The organism is Halomonas sp. SIMBA_159, assembly GCF_046536035.1.
Taxonomy (GTDB): domain Bacteria; phylum Pseudomonadota; class Gammaproteobacteria; order Pseudomonadales; family Halomonadaceae; genus Vreelandella; species Vreelandella venusta_A.
In genome coordinates this window covers 1-18376 of the sequence record NZ_JAWJBT010000028.1, presented here as the reverse complement: position 1 = coordinate 18376, position 18376 = coordinate 1, and the positions used below count along the sequence as shown (strand labels likewise).

17 protein-coding genes are annotated in these 18376 nt (G+C 52.2%); all 17 read right to left on the bottom strand.

What is annotated here, in order from left to right; genetic code table 11:
• Positions 1 to 53 precede the first annotated feature (53 nt).
• Positions 54 to 1466, bottom strand: coding sequence for an MBL fold metallo-hydrolase RNA specificity domain-containing protein (locus R0J87_RS16405; RefSeq protein ID WP_498887507.1), 1413 nt, complete (start codon positions 1464 to 1466; stop codon positions 54 to 56).
• A gap of 142 nt (positions 1467 to 1608) precedes the next feature.
• Positions 1609 to 2706 carry a KpsE/RkpR family capsule polysaccharide export protein gene (locus tag R0J87_RS16400; protein ID WP_498887506.1) on the bottom strand — a complete coding sequence of 366 codons (1098 nt, stop codon included), beginning with the start codon at positions 2704 to 2706 and terminating at the stop codon, positions 1609 to 1611.
• A 3-nt stretch (positions 2707 to 2709) separates the two neighbouring features.
• The gene (locus tag R0J87_RS16395) at positions 2710 to 3519 is read right to left on the bottom strand and encodes an ABC transporter permease (RefSeq protein WP_498887504.1); all 810 of its coding nucleotides are present in this window, start codon (positions 3517 to 3519) and stop codon (positions 2710 to 2712) included.
• A gap of 105 nt (positions 3520 to 3624) precedes the next feature.
• On the bottom strand, positions 3625 to 5355 hold the full coding sequence (locus R0J87_RS16390) for a polysaccharide biosynthesis/export family protein (RefSeq protein ID WP_498887503.1): 1731 nt from the start codon (positions 5353 to 5355) through the stop codon (positions 3625 to 3627).
• The gene (locus R0J87_RS16385) at positions 5355 to 5813 is read right to left on the bottom strand and encodes an RT0821/Lpp0805 family surface protein (RefSeq protein ID WP_498887501.1); all 459 of its coding nucleotides are present in this window, start codon (positions 5811 to 5813) and stop codon (positions 5355 to 5357) included. The genes R0J87_RS16390 and R0J87_RS16385 overlap by 1 nt, the downstream gene beginning before the upstream one ends.
• A 253-nt stretch (positions 5814 to 6066) precedes the next feature.
• Positions 6067 to 7326, bottom strand: coding sequence for an O-antigen ligase family protein (locus R0J87_RS16380; RefSeq protein ID WP_498887500.1), 1260 nt, complete (start codon positions 7324 to 7326; stop codon positions 6067 to 6069).
• A gap of 126 nt (positions 7327 to 7452) precedes the next feature.
• A complete protein-coding gene (locus R0J87_RS16375) occupies positions 7453 to 8838 on the bottom strand; it encodes an undecaprenyl-phosphate glucose phosphotransferase (RefSeq protein WP_498887498.1) in 1386 nt (461 codons plus the stop codon).
• Between the two features lie 27 nt (positions 8839 to 8865).
• A complete protein-coding gene (locus tag R0J87_RS16370; RefSeq protein WP_498887496.1) occupies positions 8866 to 9963 on the bottom strand; it encodes a glycosyltransferase in 1098 nt (365 codons plus the stop codon).
• Complete coding sequence (locus R0J87_RS16365) at positions 9960 to 10466, bottom strand: glycosyltransferase (protein WP_498887494.1); 507 nt, start codon at positions 10464 to 10466, stop codon at positions 9960 to 9962. The genes R0J87_RS16370 and R0J87_RS16365 overlap by 4 nt, the downstream gene beginning before the upstream one ends.
• The gene (locus R0J87_RS16360; RefSeq protein WP_498887492.1) at positions 10463 to 10924 is read right to left on the bottom strand and encodes an oligosaccharide biosynthesis protein Alg14; all 462 of its coding nucleotides are present in this window, start codon (positions 10922 to 10924) and stop codon (positions 10463 to 10465) included. Before R0J87_RS16360 ends, R0J87_RS16365 begins: the two co-directional genes overlap by 4 nt.
• A complete protein-coding gene (locus R0J87_RS16355) occupies positions 10921 to 12156 on the bottom strand; it encodes a hypothetical protein (RefSeq protein ID WP_498887490.1) in 1236 nt (411 codons plus the stop codon). Before R0J87_RS16355 ends, R0J87_RS16360 begins: the two co-directional genes overlap by 4 nt.
• 41 nt (positions 12157 to 12197) lie before the next feature.
• Positions 12198 to 12863 (bottom strand): lipopolysaccharide biosynthesis protein, encoded by a 666-nt coding sequence (locus tag R0J87_RS16350; protein ID WP_498887488.1) that lies wholly within the window; start codon positions 12861 to 12863, stop codon positions 12198 to 12200.
• Positions 12864 to 13087: 224 nt separating this feature from the next.
• On the bottom strand, positions 13088 to 14407 hold the full coding sequence (locus R0J87_RS16345; RefSeq protein WP_498887487.1) for a UDP-glucose dehydrogenase family protein: 1320 nt from the start codon (positions 14405 to 14407) through the stop codon (positions 13088 to 13090).
• A gap of 280 nt (positions 14408 to 14687) precedes the next feature.
• Complete coding sequence (locus R0J87_RS16340) at positions 14688 to 15761, bottom strand: porin (RefSeq protein ID WP_498887486.1); 1074 nt, start codon at positions 15759 to 15761, stop codon at positions 14688 to 14690.
• 264 nt (positions 15762 to 16025) lie between these two features.
• Positions 16026 to 16778 carry a ProQ/FINO family protein gene (locus R0J87_RS16335; RefSeq protein WP_498887484.1) on the bottom strand — a complete coding sequence of 251 codons (753 nt, stop codon included), beginning with the start codon at positions 16776 to 16778 and terminating at the stop codon, positions 16026 to 16028.
• Positions 16779 to 16798: 20 nt separating this feature from the next.
• Positions 16799 to 17338 (bottom strand): dihydrofolate reductase, encoded by a 540-nt coding sequence (locus tag R0J87_RS16330; RefSeq protein WP_498887482.1) that lies wholly within the window; start codon positions 17336 to 17338, stop codon positions 16799 to 16801.
• A complete protein-coding gene (locus R0J87_RS16325; RefSeq protein WP_404346048.1) occupies positions 17335 to 18153 on the bottom strand; it encodes a thymidylate synthase in 819 nt (272 codons plus the stop codon). Before R0J87_RS16325 ends, R0J87_RS16330 begins: the two co-directional genes overlap by 4 nt.
• Between the last annotated feature and the right edge of the window lie 223 nt (positions 18154 to 18376).

The window sequence follows — 18376 nt, the reverse complement described above, 5'->3', positions numbered from 1 at the left end:
TTGCCTGTGAATCGTGAGGTGTGAATGGTGAGTAGTAAGTGGTGAATGCTTGGTTACATCTCACTCACTACTCTCACTTCTTTGCCTTTGCGCTTATAGAGGCTTTCGAGTTCACCTTTGAGCACTATGCGCGCAGCCCGTTCACCGTGGACTAAGCGAATCGTGTGGGGCCAGCGGCGCATGCGTTTGACGAAGTTGAGCAGGTCTTTTTGGTCGGCGTGGGCGGAGTAACCGCTGATGGAGGTGACGCCTGCTTTGATGTCAATTCGCTCTCCGTCTATTTCTACCCAACCGCCACGTGGGCCATACTGCTGTATGGCGCGGCCTGGTGTGCCTGCGCCTTGGTAGCCGACGAACAGCACTTGGTGGCGCTCATCGCCTAGCATGGCTTTTAAGTAGTTCATGATGCGCCCGCCTGCACACATGCCGCTGGCGGCGATCACTACGGCGGGGCGGCCTGTGTTGGCTAAATACGCTACCGTTTGCTCGTGGGCTCCGTGGCTTTCTACGGTGTAGAGGTTATCGAAGTTGAGCGGGTGGCGGCCGCTGCGAAGGCGGCGCTGGGCTTCTTTGTCCCAGTAGGGTTTTAGCTGGCGGTATACCTGGGTAAAGCGGGCGGCGAGCGGTGAATCGACAATGATTTCTAGCGCTTGCCACTGGCTTTTGGGTAAGCCGCGTTTGGCGTTGCGCTCGGCTTCATAAATGATGCCTTCCAGCTCGTAGAGTAGCTCTTGGGTGCGGCCTATGCTGAAGGCAGGCACCATGACCGTGCCGCCGTTAGTGAGTGCTTGCTCGATGGCATGTTTCAGCGTGGCGCGGCGCTGGCGGCGGTCGGGGTGTTGGCGGTCGCCGTAGGTGCTTTCGAGGACTAGCTGTTCACAGCCATAGGGGGATTTAGGTGCGGGGAGTAGCGGTGCATAGGGGGCGCCTAAATCGCCGCTGAAGATGACGCGCTCTTTTTGGCCATCAGGGTATTGGTGCGCTACTTCTGCGTAGCTGGAACCGAGAATGTGCCCTGCCCGCTTGAGCTTTACCCGTGTGGTACTGCTGCCTGCTACAACAGTATGCCACTTGCCGTAAGGCATGCTAACGATTTGGCTTTCTAGTTGCTGCTGGAAACGCTCAATGAGTTGGGCATTGCGGGTGAAGCCGATTTTTAGAGCGTCTTCAATCACTAGGGGCAACAGTTTGGCCGAGGGGATGGAGCAGATGATGGGCCCTTTGAACCCGGCCGCCAGTAGGTAAGGCAAGCGGCCTACGTGATCAATGTGTACATGGGTGATAACTAGCGCTTTAACCGTGCTGATATCGAATTCGATTTGTAGCTGCTGAAAGGCGTCTTCTTTGGCGTCTTCGCCTTGGAATAGCCCGCAATCGATGAGCAGTGAGTGTTCGCTATCGATGGTGAGCTGGTGGCAGCTTCCGGTGACGCCTTTGGCTCCGCCGTGGTGTGTGATGTTCAGCATAAAATTCCTTTTCGTGCTTTTTTAACAGGTAACGCTATTGCTTTATAATCCTGTGGCGCGGCCGTCGCGGGCTAAAGCCCCCTCTCACACACTATTCAAAACTCACTACTTACTATTTACCCTTCACCACTCACCAATAACTCTAATCCCGATGATCCTTCACAATCATCATCAGCATGCTGAGGATGAACGCGAGGAAGATGGTGATAATGGCGAAGACGCTGCTGTTATAGAGGCGGTTGGGCTCGGTGGGGTATTCCGGCATGAGCGGGCTTTGTAGCACGCTGACTTGCTTGAGCTGGCGGGCGGCTTCTAAGCGGGTGTTTTCAAGTGCGGCCAGGGCGCTGGAGTAGGTTTCCTGGGCGAACTGGGCTTGTAGCTCTAGGGTTTCGTACTCGGCAGAGACACGGTTGAGCGAGTTGCCGGTGGCTTGGGCCAGGCGGTCGCGCTGCTCTACGATTTGGTCGCGGAGTGCTGCAATGCTGCGCTCTACTTGGCGTAGCTCTGCCGATTGTGAGCTTTGAAAGCTGGCCAGGGCATTGCGCTGGGCCTGCAGGCGGGCTAGGTCGCCTTCTAGCGTTGCCACAACTTGGTTGATGCTTTCTACCGTGGCAGTGGGCGATACCAGGCCGTATTCGTTCTGGAAGGCTAGCAGCTGGGCGCGGGTCTCTTCAAAGCGCTCTTCCAGGCGCACCATTTGCCGTTCTAAGAAAACCACCTGTTCGTCGGCTAGGCGGTGGCCCATTTCGTTCATGTGATTTTCGCCAGCGTCTAGCAGCAGTGATGCCATGTCGTGGGCGAATTCCGGGGTGTAGCCTTGAACATGAATATTCAATACGCCTGCGTATTCATCTAGCTCTACCTCTACCCGACGTAGGTAATACTCATGGAGGTCTTCGATGGGCACATTGGGGTCACGCAGCTTGGCGAAGAAGTCGCCGTGCTCGCTGTAATGCTGGCGAATGCCTAGTTGTTCATCTAACAGCCGCAGCATATCGACCGAGAGCAGGTGCTCACGCAGTAGCAACAAATCAGCGGTATTGCCTGCCCCGCCCCCCATTAACGATGAAAGACTAAATTCTGGCGTGGCGACCTGGGGGCTTTCTAGCACCACGGTCGCACGGGAAACGTAGCGCTCATCAGCGATTACAAACCAATAAAAACTAACCAATACAATAGCGATAAAGGCTAGCGCCCAGTGCGGCGACTGCTTGATAAAACGGGTAACGGATAGCTGCATGGGTTATTTAGCCTTTAACCGATCAACAAAACGGAGGTGCATGATTAGCCCTAGCGCGTTTAGGGAGAGAGTGACGAACCAAAAGTAAAGCATGCTAGTGCCATGAATGGTTCTGTAGCTTTCAAAGAAACCTAATCGCAGGGTTTCTAGCGCATGCGGTATTGGGTTGAGCATTAAGTATTCAAGCAACCAATGGGGCATTTGGTTTAAAGGAAATATTACACCTGAAATAATCAATAGAGGAAGAGAGAGCATCCTCACAATCTTTCCTAGCTCTGGGATCATAGTTGCTGCTACAGAAACAACTAGCCCTGCTCCTAAGCCTAAACACCATAAAGATAACCACGCATAAAAGGCACGAAGTGCATTATCTGGGTAAAGATCAAGCCCTAAAAGAAGCCCGCCACCAATAAAAATGAGAAACACAAAGCTTCTCAACATACCTTCTAAAAAATTACGAACTAATACGGGGTCAACCGGCTGTACCTGACGATAAGCAAACAGCGCACTGTTGGCGTCGACGGCCCCCATCCCGCGAAGCATGCCCTCCCGCGCCAGTGAAAACCCCATAAGGCCAACAATCATCCAAGGAATAAAGGGAGCATTCGAAATGAGCCGATCACCGCTAATAAAGCTGCGTATGCCCACCATAATGGCTATAAATGCCACAGGTTCGAAGATCATCCAGAACCAGCCCATGCGGTCGCTCATGGTGCGGGAAATCGCTTCACGCATAAACATGGCGTACCACACGCTGCGGGTGACTTGCCAAGGGGTACGCGCCCCTCGCGGGGCGCTATTACTATTTGCCATAGTGCTTCTTTTAAATTAGTAAGCGGTGAGTGGTGTGCATGATGTTCATTCACCACTCACCATTAACTATTAACTGCTCACCATTAACTATTCACCAACAACCCATCACAAATCCAACGCGACGCGAGTGGCTACGGCAATTTGGAACAGTATTTGTGACAGCGTGGAAGCTAGCTGCAGGTTGTGGGTGGGCGCTTCTGGCATCACAAGAATTTCATCACCCGGGCGTAATGGGGTATTGCGGGCATTTTCCACTGCGCCGTTTTGGCGAACCAGCAGGATATGGTCGTCGTCGGCACGCTGGGTAAACCCGCCGGCGCTCTCAATATAATCAATCACGCTAATGCCGGGGCGATACACCGCTGCTTGGGGTACCAGCACTTCACCGCTGATGAGGATGGAGTCGCTGATTTCTGGAATGGTGATCACATCGCCATCTTGCAGGCGGATATCGGCAATGCGGTCGTTGTAGGCCACCACCAACCTGCCGCTGGGCTCTAGCTCGCGGGCGCGCTGAATGAAGTTTTGGATTAGCTCGGCTTCTTGGGCGCGAATTTGGGCTTCTTCGTTAGTGCTGGATTCCGCGCTTAGGTAGGTGGTTTCCAGGCGGCGCAGGCTATCTTCCAGCGATTGCTGCTGCTGCTGCCTCACGCTTTCACGCTGTAGTGAAATGCTTTCCACAGCGGTCATGTTTTCCGGCACGGGAATGGCATCTAATAGTTCGCTTAAACGGGCATTGCGGGGTAGCGCAAAACGCGAAGGGCCATAGTAGCTGCCTTCTACTTCTACCACGATGGTTTCGCTGCGCTGGTCGGCGCTAAACGCCACTTCATCACCGCTGCGAATGGTTTGGCTGTAGAACTCGTTAATCGGGAAGTACTGTGCCATAGGGCCATCGGTACGGTTACCGCGTAGCAGTACATGCGATACGCCGCTTCTGAGGCGGGCAAGCTCCACTAGCTCCGCACCGCTTAGCTGGTTGCCAATAAGCTCGTAGCGGTGTTCACGGTGAACATCGCCCACTACGGCAATGGCCGGGCCGCGCTCTTCCACCACAATGGTGTCACCATCCTGGAACTGCGGGCGCGCAATGCTGCCGTTGATCAGGAAGTCGTAGAGATCTACCGTGGCCACGGTTTGGTTGTTACGCATCACGCGGATTTGGCGATAGCTGCCTAGGTCTTGGTCGATACCGCCCGCTTGGTCTAGGAAGTAAAGTACAGAGTCGTTGGGGGTACCTGCAAAGCGGCCAGGGTTTTGCACGTAACCGGTGACAAACACCGCCACGGGCTGCACTCCCTGTACGTTGGTGTATACCTGTACGTTTTCGGGGTACACCGAGGTAATAGCACCACGAACGCGGCTATCCACTTGCTGGCTGTTCTGGCCTTCTACATTGAGCGGGCCTGAGCCAGGAATAAAGATGTTGCCTTGGGCATCTACTGGCAGTACACGGTCAAACTCAAACGCGCCCCAGGCACGCACGGTAATTTGGTCGCCGGGTTTTACTTGGTAATCGGCATTGAGGCCATCGCCCATCGCCCCACGAAAGCCACCGGTAAACAGATTGGCACCAAAGGGCGGCAGCGCATCGGGGTTTTGCTGAGGCTGGTTCGCTACCGGGCCGTAAGTGCCGCTACGCCAGTCGGCGCGGGGATTGTCGTTCACCTGCTCGACGGGCTGCTGGCTGGCTTGGTCTTCAGGCAAAATAGTATTAGGCAGGCTAATGCTTTGTGCCCAGCTTGCGCTGCTAGCGGCAGTGCCCAGCAACGCTAGGGATAGCACCGCTAACGGGCGCGTGAGAGAAAGCCGTTTCATTACACGTTGCAAACTCATTAATAGCGCCCTTGTGTAGTCCCTTGAGACATGGAAGATGGCGTTGTCAACGACATCGCCCCTTGCTGGCTTTCTGGCAGCAGCATGCGCTGGTTCACCCAGCCGTTAGGCGTTGCACAGGTAAGTGCTGTACGAGCGGCACCGCTGCCCTGCTCGATGACGCGCAGCTTACGGCACTCTCTACCGCTGGCTGCCAAATAAGGCGCATCTGCCACAATTTCGACGTTATCGCCCCAGGGGCTTTGCACCAGGTTAAGCACGGCACCGGCAGGCGCTTGGGCAAGAAAGCCGTTGAGGTTTTCATCTTGCAGCGGCTTGGCGGAGTCGTTGCCTAGCACGTATTGAACCTGCTGTTGGTTGCCGCTGGGGTACGTGGCGCAGCCGCTAACCACGGCAACGCTTAACGCTGCCAACAGCATGCGAGCTGGCCGCGCTATAAAAAATGGGGAGTTTGACATGGTGATTTCCAATAAAAAGGCACGCTACCGCCCAGGGATTGTAACGGACGTATTCCCTTGCCCTACGCTGTGCGGATGAAATGTAATTAACCTGTGCTATTAAAAAGCACTCGGCATTGTAAGGGATTAACTGCTGAGGCTCTACATTGACAAGCCTTGTACAGGTGATTAATTCTATTTAGTGACCACTTTATTCAGGGTTTACATAAAAAAGTCGGCTTGGTGGCCGGCTTTTTATATATCGTTAAAACAATTAGTTAGAGGATTCAGCTACTTGGTTAACGTACGCTCCCCACAATGCCGCCAACAAGAAGGCATACATCATTACGCCACTGTTGTGCTCCATAAATACCTGGGTTAAGCCGAAATCCATAAACGTGACGGGCAGCAGCACTCCAGCGGTCGCGACTGAGCGTGTGGATAAATGGCTAGCCTGAAGGTGGCGGGCAAACAGACGCATGGGCACAAGGTAGAGCGCCAGCAGAACGACAAGCCCCAGCAAGCCGCGCTTAGCGAACGCATCAATAAACTCGTTATGGGCATGGCCGTACTGAGCGGCTTCGGTACTGATCACGCCTACTTCGCCAAATTCAGCCATCGCACTGGCGTAACCGTTACTGCCCCAGCCGGTAAGGGGTTTTTCCTGAATCAACTGGGCGGCCCCTCGCCACATTTCAAATCGTGAACCAACAGAGGTAGAGCGATTCTCACCGGATATATACAGCGCAACATCGTTGAAAGCTTGATGTATACGTTCCTGAACACCAATCTGCGGTACTGCATATACGGTTGCCCCCCCTGCTATGATCGCCGCCAGCACAGCAAGTTTTAGCTTCTTAGAAAGCTGGGAGCCGTAAGCACGGTAGAGCACAAGCAAGACAATGGGGAAGCCAACCCACCCCCCTCGACTACCAGAAAACAAAGAACCCAGTACACCACCCGCAGCGCCAAATGCCAGTAACGCCACCCATATTAGGCGATGACGCTGAATCACAGCCCAACCAAGCCCAGCCATACACAGCACGCCAAGCAACATGCTGAGATTGCCGAATTGAATCACATGGGTATGGCCTTGGGCACGCCCCACGCCTTCTACCAATTTCTGCCAGCCACCCCAGCTGCCTGCGGTGATGGCGCCTATGGCGACTCCTCCCCACAGGTAAGCGAGCCTAGGCGGGTAACGCAGCACCCATAACAGCGCCGGGATCGCTAGGATAAAGCGGCTAGGTTTATCTAACCCTCTACTTCCTTGTCCATCCCACCAGGCTTCCAACATGGCAACGGTCGCGTAAGCCAGTAGGGCAGCGATCACCCAGAGGTCTTGTTTTGAGAGAACAGGCAGGCGACGGGCGATGATGAGTCCTACCCCGGCAATGAACAACATCACCGAGCCAATGGAGTAACCACTGGGAACAATAAGGCAGACTGCCGTTAATAAACCGACAGCAACGCTGGTGAGCTGAGTGGGAAGGTAGGTAGCTCTACTAGCAGAAAAATGGGTTGGGGACGTCATGAAGCTACTGATCCTGGCAACTAGGGAGCACGTTAGGCAGGTAAGTGCCTGAAAAGTGCAATACTACCACACCCTACCTACGTGCTCGCTGGCCGCCATGAACAATAACCAGATACTTTTCAACGACTAATAAGCATTTTTATTGATAAACCCTTTGAAAACGGTCAGTACAATGATTTTCAAATCTAGCCACAGCGACCAGTTGTCGATGTACCAGAGGTCGTACTCGACCCGGCGCTGCATTTTTTGCAACGTATCGGTTTCTCCACGCAGCCCGTTTACTTGCGCCCATCCGGTAATACCCGGTTTCACTTTGTGGCGACGCATGTAGGACTCCACTAGCTCTTTGTACTGCTCGTTGTGCGCCAACGCATGGGGGCGCGGGCCTACAATCGACATGCGGCCTTGCAGCACGTTATAGAATTGCGGCAATTCGTCTAGCGAGGTGCGCCTTAAAAACGCGCCTATCGGCGTGATACGGCTGTCGTTCTTTTTGGCTTGGGTGACCTGGCCTTCACCTTCTTGGTGAACGTGCATCGAGCGGAATTTATATACTTTAAACTGCCGACCATTGGAGCCTTCGCGGTGCTGCTTAAACAGAATAGGCCCTGGCGATGTGAACTTAATGGTCAGCGCAATCGCTAGGCAAACAGGCAAAATCATGAGAGATATCAGTGAGCCAATCACGATATCTTCGCTGCGTTTAATAAAGCGCGACATCCCGCTCATGGGTGAGACGCTAAGATCAATGGCGTAGTGGCCCGCCACCTCGCTCATGCGGTGATTCAGCAAGTGCATATCTTCAAACGCGGGAATAAAGCGCACTTCCGCCGTGTGGTTACGCAGCGCAAAAAATAGCGTGCGCACCACCTGCCCCATTTCAAATGGAACGCAAATCCATACCTCTCGCGCTTTAGAGCGGCTAATACGACGAACGATGCGCTCAATACACTCATCGTCCATTTGTTCTTTGATCCGTTCTACGCCAGCAATCGTATGGCCTTCCCATGAGGCACTGCGGATTCCTTCCGCCACACTAAGTACATTGGTAGCCGGACCAATCAGGAAAACAGGCCGCCGAGCCCCGCCGCGCAAGCGCACATGCTGCAGGGCGAGCTGCACGAGCATGCGTGCGCCCCCTGCAAATAGAAACGAGATAGCAAGCGTTAACCCTATCCATAACCGCGAATAGCGGTTAGCCGCATGGGAAAAATAGATGAGCGAGGCAGCGGTGACACCCACTGCTACCCATACCAACAATAGCTTGCCTAACATTTGCCCTACCGGTGTGATTCGCCAACGGCGGTAGCTGCCCGACATGCTATTAATCACCAATACCAGCAGACCAATGCAAATGAGGGCAAGCACATAGCGTTCATGCAGGTGCAGTGAACCAAACCGAATCCAATGCGCTAACCAGCCTCCGGCAAAAATGGCAAATACATCAAAAAAGGGAAATACCACCTGCGGAGGAAAACGCTCCGAAAACGTCATCGTCTTTGGCTTACCCATTGCGGCCACCCTTTATGCATCCATTCATCAACATGTTTTTTCGCTTTGCTGCTTGCTCAAAATTTCATTCACCCCTTGGGTGAAAACCTGCTGGTCGCTAAATTGATGGCGTACATTTTTTGCCTGTTCGCTAAGCGCCACCCGCACCGCCTCTGGCTGGGCATAAAAGGTTTCAATGGCAGTCACTAGCCCCTCCACGCCATCCTCATAAAAGTAGCCGTTTCTGCCCTCTTGGAGATACTCTTTTGCGGCATGTAGCTTTTCATTGGCAATCACCGGCACGCCACAGGCCAGCGCCTCTACCGCTACCAAACCGAAACTCTCCCTGACCGAGGGAAATACAAACACGGAAAAACTAGCCAGCACCTCTGGCAATTGCTCTCTGGGCAGTGCCCCGGTCAACGTGGTGATATCCGATACCCCTACCTCATTGGCCAATTTCTCTAGCGCAGCCCTCTGAGATCCATCCCCCACTATCACTAACCGCTTATTAGGAATGGTTAGCCTGGCAAATGCTTCCACCAGCGTTTGGCAATTTTTGCCTGGCTCTAGGCGTGATACACAGCCAACAGTAAATACCTCCGATGCCGCCGCCGGAGCGGCACGTTCGGACGCGGCGAAGTGTTCACCGACGCTATCAGGATAGACCTTGATAATGCGCGATAGCGGCACGTTCAACTGAGTGCTGATTTGCTGGCGAAAATGCTCAGAAGGGGCCACGCAAAGATCCACGCTACCCTTCAGCTTATCAAACAAGCTGCGAAACAGTCGGGACCCCGCAATTTGCGCGAGGTCGGTTCCATGAAAACGTAGCACCAAAAAGAAGTGCTTGGGTTTCGCCAGAGAAAGTAAGTATAGCAGCGGTAAAAAATAGACCGGATAGTGGACTTCCAGCAGCGTTCCTGTCGGCTTGTTGTAGAGCGAACGGGCACAACGCGTTAGCAAACCAGCGTACAGCTTGATTTTGCTAAGCTTGCTGGTGGGCTTTTCACGAATGGCGACTAATTGAACGTTGTCGCTGCCCAGCGCTTGCCGCCACGCGTGCTCGGTCGACTTTACAAAAGTGCCGTAATGAGGCGCGGCTTTGGTTGGATAAAGGTTCGTCCATAGCAACAGGCGTTTCATGAAACGTGACCTTTCAACCCAAGATACTGGACAATACGACGCCCTAGTTCGCTATTGTGATTTGGCTGGCCCAGCGGTTCTTGTTCTGCAGAAACGTTGATTAACCCATCTAACGCAGTAAACAATGCTTGTTTATCGGAGCAAAAAGCAAGTGAGGGGTATTGACCAGTAAATGCTCTGGCGGTATCCAACTGGTGGTCGTTACGATGCTCGCCCAGCGCGTGTTGGCGAGGCATAAAGACACCGCGCTTACTGTGATCCAAACATGACAAAATACTCCCCATACCCGCGTGGGAAACGATACCTTGCGCTTGGCAAAACCAGTGATAGTACTCTTCACTGGAGAGGGTTTTAACAACTTGCATATCAGGGTGAGTAAAACGGCTCTCTTCTCCTACCTGGGCAACGACCTGTCCTGAGTAGCCGCGGCTATTGCGCCACTCGGCAAAGCTTTCTAACAAGCGGTCAAAGGGTAGCTGAGTTCCTACGGTAATAAAGATCATAGGACTTTCCCCCAATAGCTGAGACGCTTGTCGTTCGCGGCTAAGTGCTCCCATTGGGTGAGGCAAATATCACAAAAGAAGCGAGCAATCTTGCCGGAAAATGAGAGCTGCTGATAGTTGGCCATGCTATCCACCCAAATGGCTTTCTTACCCGTCGCCTTGGCGAGAAAACACAGCAATAAGCCAGGTAACGCGCCAGTGGATATCACCACATCTGGTTTGGCGGCTTTCAGCACCCCATAGGATTGCCGCAGTGCCGAGAGTAGCGCTTTTATACCACTGCCTCGGTGTATGTTTGGGCAGCAATAAGCGGGAACGCCTTCCACAGAGAGTCCCTGCTCCGTACTGGCAAAACTGAAAGAAGCACTACACTGCTCAACCTCTTGGGCGAGCTGCCCGTAAAGCCGCTTGAGCTGTATGAAGTGGCCTCCAAAAGAGCCTACTAACAGAATGTTCATACTTCCTCCTTGAAGGTCGGCAACCTAGTTTTGAGTTGGTAGAGGTAGCCGATCAATAGCGCTGTTGCACTAGAGGCAATACCTGAATTCACGACATGCCCTGCTGCGAGACTCACTCCTACTATGGTGATAATGAGCAGCCAGAAGCTAATACCATATCTTGGCTGTAACTTGAGTAGCTGGGTGGCCCACACAGCTCCCAAGAGCCAAGGTAAATAAAAGAGCACACCGCCCACCACGCCAAACGTGATGAACACATCGATAAGATCTATCTCGACCAGTGAGCCACGAACAGCCAGTAACTGATCTACGCCGACACCGAACAGCACGTCCCAAAACCCAAACGGCACGATAACCAGCTCAATGGCCTCACTTAAAAACGAGAGCCGCCCACTCAACAATGCTCCCCAAAAGCCTCCGTGTAGCTTGTAGAGAAAGAGCATACGGTCTAACAGCCCTGCGGCTTGTATAAACTGGTAACCAAACACAACAACAGCGGCACCTCCTACCAAAGCCAACAGATATACCGTAGGAATGCGCCTTACTTTAAAATAGCCATTATGAATTAGCGAAAACACGAAGACCAAGCAGATGCCCAGCATGGCGACTTTGGTGGCTTTCATCAGGAAAAATAGCAAGAAGACAATAAACACACCGGTGAGGCACCAAGCACCGCGCGTTTCAGCTAAGCGAAATAGCACAATACTGGCAGAGGCAAGCATCAGATAACTCATCTCATTGCCTGCGATGATGAACCCTTTGCCGCCAATCCCCCCGGCATACTGTGACTCACCTACCCCAAACACGCCTAACGTGACGTTCACAGACATGACCATAAAGTAAAAAAACATCAGCCACGCAAACTTCTGCGGGCTCCAAAAGCTTGCTGTACGCTTGGCTTCACCCACTAAATAGAACAGCAGTGCTAATGTTAGTAGCCCCCTAACCGCCCAGGTCACACTCTCTAGCGCATGCCCATAGGTAAACGCCTGATAAAAGAGACAAAGGACTATCAACGCAGCACACAGCAGTGCATATAAAAACTGCTTAACGTGATAAATCATCAATATGACCAAAATCCCTATAAAGCCTAACGCTTTATAGGGAGCGGAAATACTCGGTAGAGATACGCTTTGGTAATAAAAATAACCATTCAGCGTATCCACCACTGGCCATGTGATAAGAAAGCATAGCAACAGAAAGTCGATACACTGTTTTAGTTTAAGGTTCATGACTGGCTCCGGCGGGCAATGAATGCTTCAAAGGCCCTTCATTACTGGGCACGCCGATACGCAAACGCCACTTGCTTAACAAACACGCTAAATATCGCAGCCAAAGGAGCTAATAGCAGCGCCACTAACACCCCAAATGCCAAGATGAATGTCTTGCCTATGCCAACAGGTTCAAGGCTTTGCACAGCTTGCTGGGTAGCATCGCCAGGGTCAATACTCTCAATACGACGTTCGATCTGCAGTCTTTTTTCAAAGAAAGAGGCTTCTAACTCGCGCGCGTTTTCACTATTAGACACCTGAGCTGCCTCTAGCGCCTGCGTGTACGCTTCCTGCTGAGCGTTGAGTCCTGTTGTCAATCTTTCGACCAATCGCTGCTGGTCTTGCTGAATAGAGCTGACTAACCCTTCGTGAAACTGCTCAATCATTGGCTGATTGTCAGACTCCGATTCACTAATAATACGCAGTAATAGCGTATTTCTTGGGTTCGTCACTTCAATATCAAAGGGAATCTCTTCTATAGCTTCATCTTCCAATAACTGCCTACGCTGTTGTTCGATAAAGATATTTTCTAATTTTGCGATGACCTCTTCAGGCGTTTCCAGGCTTTCACGCTCACCTTCCAAGGTTTCATAAGAAGCCACAGCGTACATCGTGGCAAAGCCATATTTGACGGGTTTCAGCCAAATCGCCATCAGCGTTAGCAGCATGACACATATCACACATACCAACATGACTTTCCACTGCTTTAACAGTAGCACTACAAAACTTACTAACGTCATATCATCTGGCTGTGTCACACCATTTATCTGTGAGTCCATTCTTTCCCCCTCATTCCTATTCTCCATTTATCGCACTGCATTTATGCTGATTTGGTCTGTTTAGCTTTGTCGGCGAGACTTTGATTACATTGCTCGCCTTTATTATTTATGTGTCAACGCCCTACGCCGTAATATGTAATGCCTTTTTTCACCATACGTGAAGGATCAAACAAATTACGGCCGTCCACAATCACTGGCTGAGACAACGCTGCTTTGATCAAATCGAAATCCGGCGCTTTGAAAGACTGCCAATCGGTAACGATCACAAGCGCATCTGCGTCTTTTAACGCGCCTTCTTTGGTTCCGCATAGCGTTAAGTCTTCACGGTGACCGTAAATACGCTGTGCTTCTTCCATTGCCTCAGGGTCGTACGCCTGCACTTTTGCGCCTGCTTGCCAGAGAGATTCCATAACCACACGGCTAGGCGCTTCGCGCATATCATCCGTATTGGGTTTGAAAGCAAGCCCCCATAGCGCTACAACTTTACCCTCTAGCGCGCCATTGAAGTGACGGTCGATTTTTTCAAATAAAGTGTTTTTTTGACATTGATTACGCTCTTCTACCGCTTTGAGCACCTTGGCATCAAAACCGATCCCCTCGGCGGTGCGGATTAGCGCCTGAACATCTTTGGGAAAACAGGAACCGCCATATCCAGCGCCTGGGTAGATAAAGTGATACCCAATACGGGGGTCGCTGCCTATGCCTTGACGAACCATTTCTATGTCGGCACCGAGGCGTTCTGCTAGATTCGCCATCTCGTTCATAAAACTAATTTTCGTGGCCAGCATGCAGTTAGCAGCGTACTTCGTTAGCTCAGCACTGCGCACATCCATGGTGATGATTTTGTCATGGTTGCGATTAAACGGTGCGTAGAGCTCACGCATAATATCAATGGTCGTGCTCTCCGTGGTGCCAATGATAATGCGGTCTGGCTTTTTGCAATCTGCCACCGCACTCCCTTCTTTCAAAAATTCGGGATTAGAAACCACGTCGAAGGGAATATCAGTATCACGCTTTGCTAATACGGCGACCACTTTAGCGGTCACTTTATCCGCCGTACCAACGGGCACTGTTGATTTGTTAACTACGACGACTGATTTTTCGATGTGCGTGGCAATAGTCTCTGCCACCTTGAGCACATACTGGAGATCGGCACTGCCATCTTCATCGGGGGGCGTACCTACCGCAATGAACTGTACATCTCCGTGCTTGACACCTTTCTCAGCTTGGGTGGTGAACGTTAAGCGGCCCGCGGCATAGTTCTCTTTTACCAGCGCCTCTAAGCCGGGCTCATAAATAGGAATATCACCCTGTTCCAAGCGTGCGACTTTTGCAGCGTCAACATCTACGCAAATGACATTGTGACCCACATCAGCAAGAACGGCACCTTGCACCAGCCCCACATAGCCTGTTCCAAACACGGTTACGTTCATACTTTCCCTATCCACTCACATAGCTAGCTAATCGACACGGCCCGACACAATGCTCTAAGGCATCGGCCGCCAGCGGTAAACGTGAGCTATCATACCTGTTCTCGGCTGCGCTGTAATGCTGTGCCATTTTTTGCAACACAACCGATTGATTTTGGGTCAGCATGCAGCAACTGGCTAGATGAAAATTGTAGTCTTAAAGCATAAAAAACCGGCCCCTAGAAAGGGGCCGGTTCATTATCTACTGCAGGGGTTACAACTTTAAGCTTGGTTTAACCAAGGCTTAGAAGTGGTAACGAGCGCCTGTCAGGTAGTACAGGTCATCGCCGTCAGCATTAACTTCAGAGTTAGTGCCATCCAGAGTTACGTTGATGGACTGCTGATCGGGCTGTTGCAGCTCAAGGAACACGTCAAAGTTGCTAGAAACTTTGTAGTAAGAACCCAGGGCCCAAGAAGTACGGCTATCAGCATTCTGGCCATCCGGATCTACGTCGTAGATGTCGCCAGTGAATGCCCAAGGACCGGTAGTGTAAGTAGCGCCCAGGCCTACTTTATCAAAACCACCGCCTACTTCATCGCTGTTCTCACGGCCTTCGTAGCCCAGACGAACAGAGAACTGATCGTTTACAGCGTAAGAACCAATCAGGCCACCCAGTAGTTCACCGTTGCCACCACCGTTGCTGCCGTTGTTCGGGTCAACGCGACGCACGTCTTCAACAAAACCCAGACCTACAGTGAACGGGCCTTGTGCGTAACGAACACCACCTTGCGGTGCGATTACGGTACCTTCGCCGTTCGGGTTAGAATCGCCACGAACGCTGTAGTGTTTCAGCTGCAGGAATGCAGTGAAGCCTTGCAGGTCAGGCGTGTAGTAACCGATAGAGTCGCCGCGAGACTGTTTACGGTGGCCAGCGAATTCTAGGCCACGGTCGATGTACACGTCGAACGGCAGAGTTACGAACTGGTTGTAGAAGCTGTCGAAGTTACCAGCTTGGAATGTACCGTACTGCTTGCTTTGCAGACCGATGTAGCTCTGGCGGACTTCGTTGAAGCCACCGTCGGTGTCGTTCTCGTCACCAGTGAAGCGCCACTCCAGACGACCGAAAGCGGTCAAATCAGAAGTCACTTCCTGGCTCATGCGCAGGCCCAAACGAGAGTAAACGTCTACAAACTCTTCGCCGTTGTCTTGGAAGTTGCCGTTGGAGTCATACTCCGGGCCGCCACCAGCAACGCCCATAGCGATACGGCCGTAGACGTCCAGTTTGGTGCCGTCTTGGTCATATACGGTAGCTGCTTGAGCGGCAGCGGAGGCGCCCAGGGCACCAACAATAGCAGTCGCTAAAAGTGTCTTTTTCATGATGTAGGTTCCTTAACTAGCTTACTGTTTCGATCGTTATTACTGGCCTTCAAATGAAGCCAGTAAGTGGCTTGCGGGCCATGCTCTTTTTCTCATCCGCCGGTTTTTCCCGGTGGTATGCGACATGTCCTCAACAAAGCCTTGTTATAGTCCAATGCTCGCAGGTCAAACTCTATACCGGGATTCCAGGGAACGCAATAGAAAAAAACAGTGTTTTTTTACGATTTGTGATTTTTTTTGGAACCCTTACTCACGTTCTAGGTCTCAGTGGCCTTCGAACTTCTGCTGCAAACCTTTCAGCTTCTCTTCCAAGCTAAGCGGTTTTTTCTGCTCGTTTTTTTCCGCTATGACTTCTTTTACATGCTGGCGACGAGGAGAGTGAGTGGCTTTTGACGATGCCGCTGCGCTCTTTTCCGCTGGGCTTTTTGAGGGTGGTGATGCCCGCTCTGCCGCCTCAGTGCCAGGGTGGTCTTTACGTCGTTCGCTGGCATGCTGCGCGGCTTCTTTATCTACTTTACCAGATGGCTTGCCGTCTAAATCCACGCGCTCTGCCCCCTCACGCATTGATTTCACGTAGCGCGGCAAATTGACGTAATTTGCCAGCGCACGGCGAATCAATTTGCCCGACCAAGCCTCGCGTTCAGCAAGGTCTTGATGAATCCCTACCTTGAGCGGTTTGGTGTGCCCTTTAAAAAAGGCCTCCGGGTAGCGCTGATACCACTGTTTTAGCAATGCTTGCGGTGAAGGGGGCGCTTCGGCTTTTTCAGCCGCAGGCTCGCTCACCGATGGCTGTTCTGGATCTAACCCCCGAGGCTCTGGCACCGCTGCCTGCTGAGCTACTTCTGCGTACTCTTTAACAGGCGACGGCTCCACTGTTGGCGCTGAGTGACTGGCCTCCAACGACGCTAACTGCTGTTTCAGCCGCTGATTTTCCGCGCGCAGTGCTGTAATTTCGGCATTTTTTTGTTCGAGCCGTGTTTCTAACGTTTCTAGTAAATGCAGTACGCTGGCGGCCATAACCCCCTCCTTTGACCTGATCAGTCGCTGACGCGCTCGTACACAACGAAATCGTAGTGTGGCTGCCCTTCTGCTGGCTGGCCGGGCACGCGCTGAACTTCTTTCCATTCATCCATGGAAAAGTCTGGAAAATGGGCGTCACCCTCAACTTCTATATCGACTTCTGTAATGTAGAGCCGCTGGGCAAAGGGTAACGCTTGACGATAAATCTCCCCGCCCCCCATTACCATGATTTCTTCTGCGGCTTCGATGGTGGCGTGCTGGTCAGCCAGTTCCAGCGCGACCGGCAGTTCATGGCATACGCGGGTGCCTTCTGCGGTGAAGCTGGTGTCCCGAGTAACCACGATGTTGAGCCGGTTAGGCAGTGGCTTACCGATTGATGCATAGGTTTTACGGCCCATGACCAATGGCTTCGCTTGGGTCATACGTTTAAAAAATTTTAAATCTTCAGGCAAATACCACGGTAGGTTGCCATCTACGCCAATGACACGATTTTTGGCCATGGCCACAATCATGGCAATCGGCACCAGTGATTCGTAAGTGTTGGCTGACTGACTCATACGGCCACCTTTGCTTTGATGTGTGGATGCGACTCGTAGCCTTCGATGTGAATATCGTCGAAGGTGAAATCAAACAAGCTAGTGACATCAGGGTTGAGTGCGAGCGTCGGCGGTGCCATCGGCGTGCGGGCTAGCTGCTCTTGGGCTTGTTCAAGGTGGTTGCTGTATAGGTGCGCATCGCCCAGCGTGTGAACGAACTCGCCGGGCTGTAAGCCGGTGACTTGCGCCACCATGCTGAGCAGCAGCGCGTAGCTTGCAATATTAAACGGCACGCCAAGGAAAATATCCGCACTGCGTTGGTAAAGCTGGCATGAAAGCCGCCCATTGGCTACGTAAAACTGGAACAGGCAGTGGCACGGTGGCAGCTTCATTTCGTCTACCTGACCAGGGTTCCAGGCCGATACGATCAAGCGGCGCGACTGTGGATTAGTGCGAATCTGCTCTAGCACGTTGGCAATTTGGTCAACGCTGCCACCGTTAGGGCTTGGCCAGCTGCGCCATTGGTAGCCATATACGGGGCCTAGGTTGCCGTTTTCATCAGCCCATTCATCCCAAATACGCACGCCGTTCTCTTTGAGATAGCCAATATTGGTATCTCCTTTAAGGAACCACAGCAGCTCGTGAATAATGGAGCGCAGATGCAGCTTTTTCGTCGTCAACAGTGGGAAGCCACGTGAGAGATCAAAGCGCATTTGATGGCCAAACACCGAGCGGGTACCCGTGCCCGTGCGGTCGCTGCGGTCAACGCCTTGCTCCAGCACGGTGCGCATCAGGTCCAGGTAAGGCTGTTCAAGCGCGGGTAACGTTGATGTCATTGCAGGCGTGGGCGTTGTTGCAGTCACAGAAATTCCAGGTTAACAGCTAATGTGGGACTGTATTCTAGGCTCACAGCTGCGTATTGGCTACCAGCTCAGAGAGGGAATACCGCACCCTGAAAAACCAAGGCACGGATCAAAGCTCCTGGATTGCCCCTAAAAAAGTAGACACCTTTTTTCGAGAGAAGGTGTTATGAAATACAAATGTAGCCCCAGGTATTCA